The organism is Pseudophaeobacter flagellatus (genome assembly GCF_021228235.1).
GTDB lineage: Bacteria > Pseudomonadota > Alphaproteobacteria > Rhodobacterales > Rhodobacteraceae > Pseudophaeobacter > Pseudophaeobacter flagellatus.
In genome coordinates this window covers 63,297-79,221 of sequence record NZ_JAJQRG010000014.1, presented here as the reverse complement: position 1 = coordinate 79,221, position 15,925 = coordinate 63,297, and the positions used below count along the sequence as shown (strand labels likewise).

Annotated in this window: 11 protein-coding genes; 3 read left to right on the top strand and 8 right to left on the bottom strand. The window is 57.9% G+C overall.

Going from position 1 to position 15,925, the window contains the following annotated elements; genetic code table 11:
- Positions 1 to 287 precede the first annotated feature (287 nt).
- A complete protein-coding gene (locus LRK71_RS19350) occupies positions 288 to 3,179 on the top strand; it encodes a Hint domain-containing protein (protein WP_232405605.1) in 2,892 nt (963 codons plus the stop codon).
- Positions 3,180 to 3,402: 223 nt separating this feature from the next.
- Here LRK71_RS19350 and LRK71_RS19345 read toward each other — a convergent pair whose 3' ends face one another.
- From LRK71_RS19345 to LRK71_RS19310, 8 genes are read right to left on the bottom strand one after another with little or no spacing between them, the layout of a single operon-like run.
- Positions 3,403 to 4,923, bottom strand: coding sequence for an FGGY-family carbohydrate kinase (locus tag LRK71_RS19345; protein ID WP_232405604.1), 1,521 nt, complete (start codon positions 4,921 to 4,923; stop codon positions 3,403 to 3,405).
- Entirely contained in the window at positions 4,904 to 5,746 is an 843-nt protein-coding gene (locus tag LRK71_RS19340) for a class I fructose-bisphosphate aldolase (protein ID WP_232405603.1), read from the bottom strand. The genes LRK71_RS19345 and LRK71_RS19340 overlap by 20 nt, the downstream gene beginning before the upstream one ends.
- A 15-nt stretch (positions 5,747 to 5,761) precedes the next feature.
- On the bottom strand, positions 5,762 to 7,447 hold the full coding sequence (locus tag LRK71_RS19335; RefSeq protein WP_232405602.1) for a glycerol-3-phosphate dehydrogenase/oxidase: 1,686 nt from the start codon (positions 7,445 to 7,447) through the stop codon (positions 5,762 to 5,764).
- A gap of 60 nt (positions 7,448 to 7,507) precedes the next feature.
- The gene (locus LRK71_RS19330) at positions 7,508 to 8,503 is read right to left on the bottom strand and encodes an aldo/keto reductase (protein ID WP_232405601.1); all 996 of its coding nucleotides are present in this window, start codon (positions 8,501 to 8,503) and stop codon (positions 7,508 to 7,510) included.
- On the bottom strand, positions 8,493 to 9,473 hold the full coding sequence (locus tag LRK71_RS19325; RefSeq protein WP_232405600.1) for a sugar-binding transcriptional regulator: 981 nt from the start codon (positions 9,471 to 9,473) through the stop codon (positions 8,493 to 8,495). Before LRK71_RS19325 ends, LRK71_RS19330 begins: the two co-directional genes overlap by 11 nt.
- Positions 9,470 to 10,513, bottom strand: a complete 1,044-nt coding sequence (locus tag LRK71_RS19320; protein ID WP_232405599.1) for an ABC transporter permease — start codon at positions 10,511 to 10,513, stop codon at positions 9,470 to 9,472. The genes LRK71_RS19325 and LRK71_RS19320 overlap by 4 nt, the downstream gene beginning before the upstream one ends.
- 34 nt (positions 10,514 to 10,547) lie before the next feature.
- Entirely contained in the window at positions 10,548 to 12,122 is a 1,575-nt protein-coding gene (locus LRK71_RS19315; protein ID WP_232405598.1) for a sugar ABC transporter ATP-binding protein, read from the bottom strand.
- Between the two features lie 26 nt (positions 12,123 to 12,148).
- The gene (locus LRK71_RS19310; protein ID WP_232405597.1) at positions 12,149 to 13,168 is read right to left on the bottom strand and encodes a substrate-binding domain-containing protein; all 1,020 of its coding nucleotides are present in this window, start codon (positions 13,166 to 13,168) and stop codon (positions 12,149 to 12,151) included.
- A gap of 452 nt (positions 13,169 to 13,620) precedes the next feature.
- On the opposite strand from LRK71_RS19310, the gene LRK71_RS19305 reads away from it, so the two are divergent.
- Positions 13,621 to 15,399: a CHASE domain-containing protein gene (locus LRK71_RS19305; RefSeq protein WP_232405596.1), complete on the top strand. Its 1,779-nt coding sequence runs from the start codon at positions 13,621 to 13,623 to the stop codon at positions 15,397 to 15,399.
- 1 nt (position 15,400) lies between these two features.
- Positions 15,401 to 15,841, top strand: coding sequence for a response regulator (locus LRK71_RS19300; protein WP_232405595.1), 441 nt, complete (start codon positions 15,401 to 15,403; stop codon positions 15,839 to 15,841).
- Positions 15,842 to 15,925 lie beyond the last annotated feature (84 nt).

Here is a 15,925-nt window from a genome sequence, read left to right as displayed (position 1 = left end):
CGTGACCTGAGCTACCGCGTCGATCTTGAACTCATCTGAATAGCGAATTTGCCCTGACATGTGCATCGTCCTTTGCTTCCAAAATTACCAAGCAAAGCGTCTACAAATCTAGGGGCACCTCAGGCCTCTGGTCTGGTCAACTTCCGTTTCGGTTGCTGCTCGTCGCCTGACAGGTGCGGCGCATCGCGGGTTATTTGGAAAAACAATCCGGTTTACCTAATCTTACGAACCTTCCGCTACCTTTTGTGGGTTCCCCAAAGTCCCCCAACGAAAGCCGGGTAGAATTCATGACACGACCAGATTGGCTAGAAGACCTTGTTGCCGGTAAAACGACCCAGATAGGAGACATTGGTAACAACAAGATGGATGGCACTACCGGCGACGATACAATCGATGCAGACGCGGGTAACGATACCGTTGCGGGTGAAGAAGGCAGTGATCTTATCGATGGGGGCGAGGGCGATGATGTCATCTATGGTGACATGGGAGATGGCTTTGCGCAGGGGGTGAATGCCTCTCCCCTGTCGCTGGAACTCGCCAATATGCAATATGTTTCCCACGATGGCTACCTGGGGACTGCGGGCGATTCTGCCATCTTTAGCGATATTGCAACGCTTGAGGACGGCAGCAAGGTCTGGGGTCGGCTGGTTCTGGTGGAAAAATCCAACCCGGATATGTTGGTAACGTTTGGCTACGCCGAGGGGGCAGAAGTCTTTCTGAGCGGGGATGAATGGGGGGATCAGGCCACCTTCCGTTTGGAATTCTACGACCCGAATACTGGCGAACCTATTTTCCTCAACTCGACCGCGACCTTTAATGATGTCGATGACAACAGTTATATTGGCGATGCCGAAGCGGTCATTGTTGATGGCAACAGCTTCACCTCCTTTGGCGTGTCGCAGGATTCTTCGCTGACGACAACAACTGACGGCCATATGGTGACGGCCACCGGGTCTGAACTAAACGACTATTTTGATCAGGACGCCTGGTTCTCTGCCCAGTTCGAGGACAGGTCTTCAATTGAATTCACCCTGCAGACGCGAGAGGGAGATTCCGGTTTCACTCTCTCTGGGGATATCATTGATGATCCCGTTGTTTCCATCATCGAACAAGGCGCCGATACCGTTTTGGCGGGGGATGGTGATGATGTGGTCTATGGCCAGGGGGGGAATGACTCGCTTTTTGGTGAGGATGGCAACGACAGTCTGGATGGCGGTGACGGCGACGACGTAATGGACGGCGGGATCGGTTCTGACACCCTGCTCGGTGGCGCCGGCGGCGATACCATCTCGGGTGGCGAGGGCGACGATTATATCGAAGGTGGTGAAGGAAATGACTTTCTGTCCACCGGCATCGGGAACGATACGCTGATGGGCGGGCAGGGCGATGATACGCTGCACAACTCGGCCGGGGACGACAGCCTTGTTGGGGGTGTCGGCAACGACAGCATCGTGGCAACCGACGGCAATGACACTCTGGAAGGCGGCGACGGCAACGACACCATGTACGGGGGCAATGACAACGACGTTCTGCGTGGTGGCAATGACGCCGATCTGATGTACGGCGAAATGGGCAGTGACAGCCTAGATGGCGGTGCCGGTGATGATGTCATGTCCGGCGGTGCTGGCAATGACACTCTGATTGGTGGTGACGGCGGCGATACCATCTCGGGTGGTGACGGTGACGATTATATCGAAGGCGGTCTTGGCAATGACTATCTGACCACCGGCCTTGGCAATGACACGCTGATGGGCGGCGAAGGCGATGATACGCTGCATAACTCGGCCGGGGACGACAGCCTTGTTGGCGGTGTCGGCAACGACAGTATCGTGGCAACCGACGGCAATGACACCCTGGAAGGTGGTGACGGCAACGACACCATGTATGGGGGCAATGACAACGACCTCCTCGTCGGCGGCGCTGGCGCAGATCTGATGTATGGTGAAGCGGATTCCGATACCTTTGAGATCTCTGATGGTTTTGGCAATGACACCGTGGTCGGCGGCGAGGCCGGAGTTGACTATGACACCGTGGATCTTTCGGGTGTTACCGCCAGTGGCGTAACGGTCACCTATACAGGGGATGAGGCGGGCACCGTCACCGACGGCGCTGATACGATCGGCTTTTCCGAAATCGAAGCGATGACGCTGACCGGGCAGGACGACGTGGTGGACGCTTCAGCTGACAGTGCTGGCATTATCATCGACGCGGGCGCCGGCGATGACACGATCACGCTTGGCGGCGGCAGCGATTCCATCACCAGTGGCGCTGGCTATGACCAGATTATCCTGACTGCAAGCGGTGGTGCCGATACCCTCAGTGATTTTAATGTCTTCGATGATGATGAGGACGGATTTTACAACGATCAGCTTGATGTTTCAGATCTGACCGGTGGCACCGGACTGGATGGCAGCGTCCGCAGTCAGGATGTTTCGGTGTCGGATGATGGCTTTGGCAATGCGCTCCTCAGCTTTCCTGGCGGAGAGACCCTGGTGCTTGAAGGGGTGTCCCCGGCGCAAATCACCAGCCCGTCGCAGCTGCATGCTGCCGGGATACCCTGCTTCACCCCCGAGGTTCTTTTGGCGACCCAGCGCGGCACCGTGCCAGCCGGCCAAATCCAGGTGGGGGACATGCTGCAAACTGCCGATAACGGATTTCAACCGGTGATTTGGGTTGGACAGCGCAGGCTGGACCACGCCGAGCTGCTGCGGCGGCCTCATCTGCGGCCCTACTGTCTTAGCCCGGGCGGTCTCCTGTCGCCTGAACGGCCAATGCTGCTGTCGCCACAGCACCGCCTGCTGGTCCATCGTCGGACTCTTGGGGAAGATAACCCCTTTGGCGAAAGCTTTGTGTCAGCAAAGTTGCTGGCCGGGATAGACGAGAATTGCGGCCAGCAGCTCTATGGCGATCAGGGCGTCACCTATGTTCATCTGATGACCGAGCAACACGAGGTGGTTTTTGCCGAGGGCATTGCCACGGAAACCTTCTGGCCCGGCCCCGAGGCTATTCGCGGGCTATCGGCTGACAATATGCGAGAGCTGTTTGAACTCTTCCCCGACCTGGCACCGGTCTATGGACTGGCCGGGGAACCGGGTCGCGGGCAGGTCCGTCAGATCTATGGGGAACTTGCCCGCCGAAGCTTGAAGCGCCGTGATCTGTCATTTTTGGGCGCAGCTTAGGCTGCTGCTTGTTTGGCGTGTCGCGGCGGGGAACAGAGGTAAACAAGGGCTTGCCCTTGACGCGCAGGCGCAGGCCGGTAATCGCTTTCCCCTCCAGCACAGCACTTTGACATGGGCCTGCGTCAGCAGCCGGACCTTTGGGTTCTGGGTCAACCGATTGGCCAGTACACAGCCCGCTGGGCCCGCGCTGATGATGATATCGTCAGAGTGGCCGTCCAGCTGTTCACTCTACATCATCACGCGCGCCCGCAAAGCCCTGCATGCGATGGCGCAGATCCAACCAGGCAGCATAGCGCCTCGCGTAGAAATCCTGCATCTGCGGATCCGGCGAAAACCCCTTGGCGGATCGGGTCATGGCGGCAAGGGCTTGTTCGTAATTTGCAAACTGGCCCAGACCAACAGCGGCGCCGATGGCAGCCCCAAGCGCGCCTGTTTCCTGCGCCTCGGCCACGGTTATCGGCACGCCAAGACAATTGGCAAACATCTGCGGCCAATGCGGGCTGCGGGCTCCGCCTCCGGACAGGGTTGCGCGCTCAAAACTGACCCCGGCGGCCTCTAGGACCGCGATATGGCGTTTATGTTCGAACATCACGCCTTCAAACAGGGCGCGCAGCATGTGGCCTTCGCCATGCCATCCCGCCAGCCCAAAGAAACCAGCACGTTCCTGTGCCGCCAGCCGCGAGCCATAGAGGAAGGGGTGGAAAAACGGATCGTCCAGCCCCGGTGGGGTCTGGTCCAGGCAGGCGTTGCAATAGCCAAAGGGATCATCATGATGGCCACCACGTTCGACAAAGGTGCGGACATACCATTCCAGGTTGGCAGCCGATGTGGCACTGGAGTCGATATTCACAAAGCGCTCAGGGCCAAACCGGGCCACCATAAAGACACTGTCATCCTGCACCGGAGTGGTTGAGAATACCTGGTTGATGCTCCAGGTGCCCACGATGATCGAGGCCTCGCCAGCCGAAACAACACCTGACCCCAGGGCGCTGGCAATGACGTCAAAATAGCCCGCAATCACCGGGGTGCCGGGGGCAAGCCCGGTTGCCTGGGCGGCGGTGGCAGTTACACCGCCGACTGTCGCAGCCGGGTCAAGCAGTTCTGGCAGCTTGTCGCGCGCATCCGCCAGCCCATAGAGTGCCAGAAGGCCATCGTCATAGCATCCCTCGGGCAGCCGGGCCAATCCGCAGCCGCTCATATCGGATAGGTCGCTGACGCGGCGGCCTGTCAGCTGGTAGCTGAGGAAATCCTTGCACAGCAGCACCGTTCCGGCGCGGGCATAAAGATCGGGTTGGTGCTGTTTCACCCAGGCCAGCAGGCTTGGCGTCTGCGCGGGCCAGGGGCGTTGCAGGCAGATGTCATGCAATTCCCGCCCTACCTGTGCATCCAGCGCCTGCGCCAGCTCTGCGGCGCGGGTATCCAGCGACTGAATACCCAGCAGCGGTGCCTGGTCCTGGTCCAGCAGATACAGCCCGTTGCCATGACCGGCACAGCCAATGGCGATGATCTGCGCGGCATCAATGCCCGCACGATCAATGCAGCCGCGAATGGCGCTTTGGGCATTGTCCCACAGCTCGTTCAGGTCACGTTCTACGTGACCTGGCTGGGGGGTGGAGGACTGGCCATCCAGGGCGCAAAGCGCGATCTGTTTGCCGTGCAGATCAAACAGAACCGCCTTGATCACCGTATTGCCGGCATCCAGCCCCAGCAGATATTTTTCCTGATCAGCCACGATTGTATACATCCCAGGCTTCTTCGCCGCTGGCACCGGTGTGGATCATCGCCATAAGGGCGGCGACAACCGCTTTGGGATTGTCGTGCTGATAGATATTACGCCCATAAACCATGCCCTTGGCCCCCTGCGCCATAATCGCGGCGGATTTCATCAAGACGGTTTTCAGATCTTCCTTGCCGCCTCCGCGTACCAGAACCGGCACCCGTGCGGCTGCGACAACACGGTGGAAGTCTTCGGGGTTTTCGGTCGGGTCTGCCTTGATGATATCGGCGCCCATTTCGCTTGCCAATCGGGTCAGGGTCACAATCTTTTGGGCATCGCCATCCACCTGATAGCCACCGCGTACATCGTTGGGCAGCATCACCAGCGGTTCAATCATCAGCGGCATGCCGTATTTGTCACAGGCGGCCCGCACCCGGCTGATGTTTTCAACGCATTGGCGAAACAGCTCTGGTTCATCCGGCAACATGAACAAATTGACCACCACTGCTGCGGCATCCATTTCCAGGGCGCCAATCAGCGGTTCGTCGGCGTTTTGCAGCATCGACCACATCACCCGGTGGCGCTGGTCATTGTAGGGGTTGCCCATGTCGATCCGCATCACCAGCGCCGGTTTATCCTTTTCGGGTCGTGATTGCAGCAAATCCGCCTGGCCATAGGCGCATTGGATGGCATCCGGGCGCGCCTTGATCAGTGTGTCCATGACCGCTGGCATATTCTCCAGCCCAACCAGAAAGCTCGTCTCGTTACAGACGCCGTGGTCGATCGCCACATCCAGGCAGCCACCATTGCTGAACATCCGGTTCATGCGGGCTTTGGTACTGATTTTCATTGGGGTGTCCTTCGTTCAATTGCGGCTGTCGAGCATATCTTGCGATACGCCGTAATAGCTGTTGAGTTCAGCAAGCAGGGCCTGCTTTTGCTGGGTTGTTTCGGCCTGTGACCAGGCCATAAGGGGGCGCAGAACGGCGCAGATCTGGTCAATCATCCGGGTTGAAATCTGGCCGGTAATCGCCAGTGGGCTGCGTCGCAGCACGATATCCGACAGGGTCACCACATGTTCGTGGAGGGCCAGAAAGGCGATTTCCCCGGTGGTGGTGGCGCTGGCATCTGTCAGCGGGCGATCATCGGTAAAGGCGGCGCAAAAGGCGGCGACCTCGCTGGCGCGGCTGCCGTAGGTCGCAAGCAGATGGTCCCTGCGGGAGTCGCCCGTGGCGGTGGCATCGGCCTGCGCGCTGGCAAAGCCCACGCCGCCGCCAATTGCCAGCGTGCGGGTGCTGGTCTGGCGCGGGTGTTTCAGCTCTTGCAGCACAGCGTTGCTTGTCTGTTCGGCAAAGGCGCGAAAAGTGGTCCATTTGCCGCCGATCATGCAGAACTGCGGCACAGTGCCATTGATCCTGCGCACATCATGCCCGCGTGAGATGCGCCCGGTATAGTCGTGGTCGCTTTTGGGGAGGGGGCGTATGCCGCTATAGCTAAAGACGATTTGATCTGCCGATAGGTCGATATCGGGAAAGACCCGCCCCAGCGAGGCCAGGATATAGTCGCGTTCTGCCGCCTCGCAGCGTACCCGCTGCGCCGCCTCGACCCGGATATCGGTAGATCCAGCCAGCACTTTGCCGAGATAGGGAAAGACAATGCAAACCCGGCCATCATCATTTTCAAAGTAGATCATATGGCCATCCAGCGCCTGCATCAGGCTGGCATTGTCAAGGATCAGATGTGATCCCTTGGTGCCCGACACCAGCGGCGCGGTCCGGGTCGCACCGGGGTTGAGCGCGCTGATGGCGCTGTCCAGCCAGGCCCCCGTCGCGTTGACAATGACCTTGGTTTTGATGGGCTTGCGGCTGCCGGTCACGCTGTCGGTGACATGCCAATTGTCACCATCGGGGGTTAGCTCTGCATAGCTTAGCGCCCGCGATTCCGGGCTGTGCTGTTCAACATCCAGGATCATTTCCAGGCCCAGCCGTTCCGGATGGCTGATCCAGGCGTCATAATAGGTGGCAGAGCAGAGCAGATCCGGCGTTAGCGCCGGGCGGGCCCTGCGGGTGCTGCCTGCGCTGTGGAACTGGTGCCTGGGCAGAACACGGTTACACCGTGTCACCCAATCATACAGCCCCAGCCCCAGTTTGATCGGCAGGGCGCCGCGCCGCGAGGGTTTGCCAGACCACCCCAGGAAAGAGGCCGCCGCATTCAGGGTGCCGGACAGCAAAGAGGTGATCGGGATGGTGGTGGGCAGGGGCTGCACATAGTGGGGCGCGTTGCGCAGCAAAGCATCGCGTTCGGCGAGGGATTCCTTGACCAGATCAAACTCGCCGTTTTCCAGATAGCGCAGGCCACCATGGATCATCCGAGAGGGGGCGGCACTGCAGCCGGAACAAAAATCGTTTCGTTCCACCAGCAGAACGCGTAGCCCCTGCAGGGCGAGGTCGCGGTAAACCCCGATCCCATTGATCCCACCGCCCAGCACAACAACATCAAAGCTGTCATCGTGTGAAAGCGCAGCAAGGTTGTCTTGGCGTTGTTTGGACATAACTTCTCCGTTTGCCGACCCGAGAGGGCGGCAGAATTTAAATCAACCAGGGTCAGGTGATTAGCCGTCTAGGTCTTGCAGATGTTGCCGCGCGGCACTGTTGATGCCTTGGATATCTGCCGCAGAGAGCCGGATACGCCCGGCCTTGGCATTTTCCTGGGCTTGATCTGCATTGCGCGCACCGCACAGGGAAAAGGTGATACCGGGCTGTTGTAGCGTCCAGGCAATGACGATCTGCGCCAGGCTGGCAGAATGGGTGGCGGCGATCGGGATGATTTCCTCCATCAGCTGTTGCACCTTTTGCCGGTTTGGCGCTGAAAAGCGCGGGTTATCCCGGCGCTGGTCATCGCCTTCGAATTTGCGCTCGACGGTCATTTTGCCCGACAATAACCCCAGCGCCAGCGAGGAATAGCTGAGCACAGAGACGCCGTTTTCCTGCGCAAGCGGCAGCAGGGTTTGCTCGATGTCGCGCTTCACCATGCTGTATTCTTCCTGGATGGCATCCAGCTGCCCGGCCGCCAGATAGGCGCTGATATCTGCAGCACTGGTATTGCTGGCACCGATAGAGCGGATTTTGCCCTGCTTTTTCAGCAGCTCCAGTGCCTCCATCGTTTCTTCAACCGGGGTGGTCGGGTCCTGCCAATGGGTGATGTAGTGGTCGATGTAATCGGTGCCCAGCCGGGTGAGGCTTTGTTCGACCTCGTAGACGATCGCATCGCGCCCCAGGTAGCGATGCACTGGCCCGCTCTCAAGGTCGAAGAAATGGTTGCCGTTCTGGCAATGCCAGACAAGCCCGCATTTGGTGGCAAGAACAACCTTGTCGCGCCGCCCCTTCAGGGCCTTGCCGACGATTTTCTCGGCAGTGCCCTGCCCATAGGCCGGGGCGGTGTCGATCAGGCTGATGCCCGCCTCAATTGAGGCCTGGATTGCCTTGATCGAAGTGGCCTCGTCGGTGCCCCCCCACATCCAGCCGCCAATGGCCCAGGTGCCCAGACCAATGGCCGAGGCCTCTATTCCACTTTTGCCAATCGGGCGCGATAGCATTTCATGCGACATTGGGTTTACTCTCTTTTGGGTTCAATAGGTTGAGCGCGGTTTCTTCGTCCAGCACCAGGGCGTCCAGATAGCCGCCGTTCAGCGTGGCCCGGATAGGGCGGGCTTTTTCCAGTCCCGAGGCAATGCCAATCACCCGGCCACATTCGGCCAGATCTCCGGGATCAAGGGCAACCAGGCGGTGGTTCAGGGGGTAATCCGCAACCCGACCATCATCGCCGATCAGATGCGCCAGCAATTCGGCAACAACGCCAGAGTTTGCCAGCATCTTGCGATCTGCTTCGGGGACCGGGTTCAGGTCGTAATAGCTGGAGTCCGCCGCCTGTATCGAGCCGATCCCCAGCAGGGCAACATTTGCCTTGCGCGCAATATCAAAGACATCGCGCACCGATCCGACCTCCATCAGCATGTCGCGCTGGGCGCGGGTTTCGGCAAAGAGTGGCGCATGTACCAGCATGGCGCGCCCGCCCAAGCGTTCTGCCAGCTGGGTGGCCAGGTGGTTGACATCGGTGAAATACTTGCCCTGTACCCCGCCTGTCAGCGGTACAACGGTGACATCGCGCGCTATATCGGCCGTCAGGTTTTCGACCACCGCGCTGATGGCCTTGCCACCGGTGATGGCAATGACATCGCCATCACGCAGGGTTTCCAGCAGGAAATTGGCTGCCGCCCGGCCCACCTGTTGCAGGGTTGTATCGGGGTTGCCCGACGCTGTGGGGGTAATTACCGCGCTGTTCAACCCGGTGGTCCGGACCATTTGCTCTTCACAGTCGATCAGATGCTGAAACCGGCTTTTGATGTCGATCTTGACCATGCCCATCCGCCGCCCCTGGGCAATCAGCCGGTTCACCTTGGAGGTTGACAGGTTGAGCTTGGTTGCGATCTCGGATTGTTTCAGGCCCTCAACAAAGTGGAGCACAAGAACCGCGTGAATTTGACGGGCGGTTTCATAGTTCGGGCTTGCCTCGGTCATTTGCGCCCCCGCCGTTTTTGCAGGTAGTGATCAATCGATACCGCCGCCAGCAGGATAGAGCCGCGAATGATGTCTTGCCAGTAGACCGATACATCCAGCAGCGCCAGCGAACTGGAAACTACCGATAAAAGGACTACGCCGAGGATGGCGCCAAAGATCGTGCCAGTGCCGCCCGACAGGCTGGCGCCGCCGATCACCGCAGCGGCAATCACGTTCAGCTCCATGCCGATGCCAAATGTTGGCTGTGCCGATCCAAAGCGGGCCATATAGATGATCCCGGCAAATCCGCAGAGCGCCGAACACAGCGTGGTGGTGAGAAAGACAACCTTCTTGGTGCGGATGCCAGAATAGGCGGCGGCGCGTTCATTACTGCCGGTGTAAAAGACCTTGCGAAACACGGTTGTCTTGCGCAGCAGGAAATCAAAGGCAACTACGGTCACAAGAAAGATGATGATCACCAGTGGCACCGGCCCGATAGAGCCCTGGCCGATGAACTTGAACTCAGGGGGGAGGGTGAACAGGCCCAGCGGGCGCCCGCCAGTCGCCAGCAGGCAGATCCCGCGGGCAATCACCATGACCGCCAGCGATACAATAAAATGGTGCAGCCCGACGCGGGTGACAAAGAAGCCCATGATGGCCCCGACGCCAGTACAAACCAGAATGGCAATCGCCGAGGCAAGCCAGGGATCAACCCCGGCCAGGAACAACCAGCCCGCAACCACCATTGCCAGAGCGGTGACCGAACCGACAGAGAGATCGATGCCACCTGAAATCAGCAGGATTGTCATGCCGATGACCACAATGCCTTCGACCGCGAAGGCCATGACCATTGCCCGCATGTTCACCCAGGTCAGAAAATAGGGCGATGCAAATGACATCACGATAAACAAGGCCAGAATGATCGCAATCAGCCCTGTTTCCCGCATGCGCAACAGCCGGAGCACAATGTTCTGCGCCGCTGCCGCGCTGGCCTGTTTTGGGGTGGCCCCCGTTTGGCCGGCCCCCGTTCTTCCGGCCTGTGTTGTGCCAGTGTCTGTCAAAGTAGAGTTCCTCACCGCCTTGGTCCTTTGTCTTTCACGCCGCCGTGGCATCGGTCACCGATGCCAGTTGCATGATGTTTTCTTCTGTCATCTTGGCGCCGCTGACTTCACCGCTTATGCGGCCTTCGCGCACCACTGCCACCCGGTCGCACAGCCCAATCAATTCCGGCAGTTCTGAGGAGATGACGACAATTCCGACGCCCTGGGCGGCGAGCGCGCGCAGGATGCGGTGGATTTCGCATTTGGCGCCGACATCCACGCCGCGTGTGGGTTCATCCAGAATGATGAGTTTCGGATTGATGCTCAGCATCTTGGCAATCGCTACCTTCTGTTGATTGCCACCGGACAGCGACGATACCGGGTCGCTGAGGCAGCCACATTTCAGGTTGAGCATGCGCCCCAGATCTGCGGCCTGCTGGGTTTCCTGCGCGCTGTTCAGCACCCCGAGCGGCGATGATACCCGCTGCAAATCCAGTGCAGATACATTGGCCGAAATCGCCATGTCCAAAAAGATGCCATCGCCTTTGCGATCTTCCGACAGGTAGACCACACCGGCCTGGATGCTGTCTTGATAGTCTCGGGGAGTCAGGAGGGCACCATTCAAAAAGGTCTCACCGCGCACGCTGCATTCAAGGCGGCATACGCCTTTGGCTATCTCGCTGCGGCCAGAGCCGATCAAGCCAGCAAAGCCAAGGATCTCGCCGCGCTTCAGGTGGAAATTGACATTGTGAAAGCGATTATCATCTGTCAGGTTGCGGACCTCAAGGATCATGTCGTCGCTGCGATCAGCGGCGTCCAGCTTGGGCGGGTACAGATCGTCTATGACGCGGCCTACCATGGCGTTGACCACATCGTCCGGGCCAATATCTGCAACTTCTTGGGTGGTGATATGCTGCCCGTCGCGAAACACGGTGACCCGATCACAATTGTCGAAGATTTCGACCATGCGATGCGAAATATAGATGATGGAAATGCCCTGATCCGCCAGTTTCCGCATGATCCCAAACAGGATTTGCGCCTCTTTCTCGGTCAGTGCGGCGGTGGGTTCATCCAGGATCAGGACTCGGCACTCCAGCGTCAGCGCCTTGGCGATTTCCACCAACTGCTGGTTGGAAATGGACAGGTCGCGCACCAGGGTCGCGGGCGAAATATCGCATAGCTGGCCAAGGGTTGTCGCGGCTTTGGCACACAGCCCGCCGTAGTCCATCACCAGGGCGCGGCTGACATTGGTGGCGGCCATAAAGACGTTTTCCGCGACGCTGACATCCGGGCACAGGGCGATTTCTTGATGGACAAAGCCAATGCCCAGTTGTTGCGCCTGTGTCGGCGACGCGATGGTGACGGCCTGACCATCTATCAGGATTTCACCGCTGTCCGGGCGCAGGATCCCATCGATGATATTCATCAGGGTTGATTTCCCCGCCCCGTTTTCCCCGGCCAAGGCATGGATTTCACCTCTGCGCAGATCAAAATTCACCCCGCGCAGGGCGCGGACAGAACCAAAGGATTTGGACACATCGGTAATTTTCAAAAGAAGATCATCGGTCATGGGTTTGTCGCCATCGGTTTTGGGCAAGGGGTGGTTGGGGCGGCAATGCGCGTGCTGCATCGCCGCCCCCTGAGGGCGCAGGCCAATTAGCTTGGGTCGCGATCTGCCATATAGGTGTTCAGATCAAAGCTATCGGCATTGTCCTGGGTGATCACCGCAAAACCATTGTCAACATAGGGGATCTGCATCGGGTTGAAGCCCGAGACCTTGTAATCGTTGAAGGGGTCAAACACATTGCTGTGGGCGGCAAAGAATACCGACAAGAACCCCATGAAGCCCTGCATGCCCTGGTTTGGGTTCAGGGCCATGTGGATGTTTCCGGCCTTGATATGTTCCAGCGTTGCGGGTGTCACATCGGCATGCATGATCAGCACATCGGATTTGGCCTCGAGGATTGCGGCAACTGCCCCTTCGGCAGAGCCCGCCTCTGGGATCCAGATGGCACCAAGATCCGGGTTGGCCTGCACGATTGAGGCCGTGGCGCGATAGGCGGCGTTACTATCCTGATTGGTGGCCTGACGACCCACCAGCTTCATGTCTGGGTAGTGGTTTTCCATATAGGAAATCAGGGCTGTCACCCGCAGGTCGTGGTTGGATTGGCCGGGGTTTTCCAACACCGCATATTCGGCGCTGTCGCCGATCTGGCTGACGATCTCTTCCGCGGCGAATTTGGCCTCGGCGTGATTGTCCGATGTAATATAGGCGGTGCGGTTCGAATTTGGAGAATCAGCGGCAAAGGTCGCGACCTCGGTGCCGGTTTCAATCGCCCGGTTGATCGGTTCGATAAAGGGATCCGACTGCATCGGATGCAGCAAAATACCCGCAGGGGCCTTGACCAGATCCTGTTCAAAAGAGGCAATCTGCTTGGTGATGTCATAGTCAGGTGTGCCTGAAAATACGGTGTTACAGCCAAAGGCTTCGGCCGCTTGTTTAAAGCCCTGATAGACAGGCACCCAATAGGGGTGGCTCGAGACCATCACGTTCATGATATAGGTTTCACCTGGTTCGCAGGCGAGTGTTCCTTCGGCTATGGCGGGTGTCGTCGTCACTGCCGAAACAGCCAAAACTGCAGATGCGATCAGCCTTTTTGTAGTCACGTTCTTCATGTCTTCCTCCCTGGGTAAAGGCTCTTTGGCCTTAAAAATGTGCCCGGCTCCCCCGATTTCGCAAGAAATACCGAAGGCCGAAATTACATTCAGTGCGCTTACTGATCCGCACCAACCCAGGTTTCGTCAACTGGAAATGGGAAAACTATCTTATAGTGAAATTTATTTCACTTTGACCGGGCTGCGGCTGTTGGGCGCAAGACGTCAGGGCCGGTGGGCCCCGGTCTATGGCCCCCCCCACAGGCCCCCCCATAGATGCGTCGCGACCCAACCAAGCGGATATAGCTGCCACTTGGCCAAAGCCATAGGTTGTAGTAGCCTGATTTGACTGTTGCAGGCCTCATGCTCCACTGAATGCCTTTCAGCGCCAGTTTTGACTGGGTTATTTTTGACGGTGTGGCCCTATCACAGTGGGCTGTTTTTGTGTTTCTGGCCGGAGAAGGAGATATGCGATGAAGGTCATTGGGGCTGCAGGGTTTCGTATCTCTGCGTTGCATTTCACCATCATTGCGATGTCGCTGGCGATGACCATTGGCGCTTGGCTTTATTCCAAACATCAATTGAATATTCAGATTGAAAACCGGTTCACCGCCTCCAAAGAACGCACCATTGGCCTGATAATCGACCGGATGTCGCGCTACGAAGATGCGCTTTGGTCGGGGGTGGCAAATATTGCCGCGCTAGAGGGGGAGCTGTCGCATCAGGAATGGCGCACCTTTGCTCATTCACTGAATCTGGAAGAAAAATACCCTGGGGTCAACGGTATCGGCGTGATCTACCAGGTCGCGCGTGCAGAGCGCGCGGCCTTCATGGCAGAGCGGGCGCGCGAGGAGAGGCGAAATTTCAAGATCTTTCCCGCACATGATGAGGATGTCCTGCTGCCGATCACCTTTGTCGAACCAGAGGCGCTTAATGCGGCGGCTGTCGGGCTGGACGTGGCCCATGAGATCAATCGGCGCACAGGTTTATTGGCCAGTCGCGACAGCGGGAAGGCGCAGATTACCGAGCCGATTATTTTGGTACAGGACAGCGGCAATACACCTGGGTTCCTGTTTTACACCCCATTTTACGAAGGTGGCCAACCCGACACGGTAGAAGAGCGCCAGGCGCGCTTTGCCGGGGTCGTCTATGCCCCCTTCATCATGCGTAAACTGGTTGCGGGGCTGCTTGCCAAGGATCTGCGCGAAATTCACTTCAGTATCCATGATGGTGGCACGCTGCTCTATGATGAACACAGTCAGACCTACGAGCCGGAATATGACCCCAACCCGATGTTTCGCGAGATGGTCGAGTTGAATATCTATGGGCGGACCTGGACGGTTGATATCCGCACGACCAAAGCCTTTCGGACGCAAAACCTTTCGACCCAGCCAACCATAATCCTGATTGCGGGTCTGGTGATTGAGCTGCTGGTGATTGCCTTGATCGCAATGATGGCCCGCGCCAATAGCCGCGCCCAGGCCTACGCAAATGAGATCACCGAAGAGTTGCGGGCCAAGACCGACAGCCTGGAACAGGCAAATGAGGAAATCGAGCAATTTGTCTATATTGCCTCACATGATCTGAAAACGCCGACGCGCGGCATTGGGTTTCTGACGGACGTTCTGGAAGAAGACCTGGAAGACGTGATTGGCCCGCTTGAGACCCACAGTGAAATCAAGGAGCACCTTCAGCTTATCCGCGAGCGGCTGGAGCGTATGGAAAATCTGACCAGCGGCATTATGGAATTTTCGCGTATCAACTACGTATCGGCAGATTTGACCGCTTCGCTGCAGATCAGCCGCATGGTTGACGATTGCATTGCTGATTTCAAGCTGCGCCCCGATCAGATCCAGCTAGAGTCTGCTGTCGAAACGCTGTCTTGCGACAGTACGCGCTTTCGCCGTGTGATGGAAAATCTGATTGGCAATGCCTTTAAATACCACCCGGATCGCGAGGCCGCCAAAGTCGACATTGACATAGAAGATGAAGGCGACAGGCTATTTGTGTCGATCAGCGATAACGGCCCCGGTATCGCGCCGGAGCATCAGCAAAAGATCTTTGATGTATTCCAAACCCTGCGCAAAGGCACCGACCCTGACAGCACAGGTATTGGGTTAGCTATCGTGAAAAAGGCGGTCAAACGTCACGGATACGATATTTACCTGGACTCGACGCTTGGAAGTGGCGCTACGTTTTCGTTTCATTGGCCAAAAACGGAGTTTGCCAGCTCCCTTGAAGAGGTTGCCTGACATGACCCGACAGATGAATGTCTTACTGGTCGAAGACGATGACGTGGATGCGATGATCGCCCGGCGCGCGTTGAAGAAGGTCGCGCCGGATGCTGTTGTTGTGCATGTGCAGGACGGGATTGAAGCCCTGGAACTGCTGAAGAACGGCACCGAAGAAAGCGCCATTCCGCATCCCTATTTTATCCTGCTGGATATCAATATGCCCCGGATGAACGGACATGAGTTCCTGGCCGAGCTGCGCCGCCTCGATACTGGGCATGCCGATAGTGTGGTCTATATGTTTACGACCTCCGACAACCCAAGTGACATTGAACGCGCCTATAGCAGCCGCGCAAATGGCTATATCTTGAAGCCCTGCAATCAGGATAACCTCAGGCATATTCTGGAAACCCTGCAAAGCTTTTGGCGTGTGTGCGAACCGCCGCTTGCGCCAGGTGTCTGACCAAGCCTTGTTCACGAGCCATTGCAAAAAACACGGGGCACCAGCGAGTGCGGCCTTGGCCTGCTCTGCTGCGCTTATCCTGAA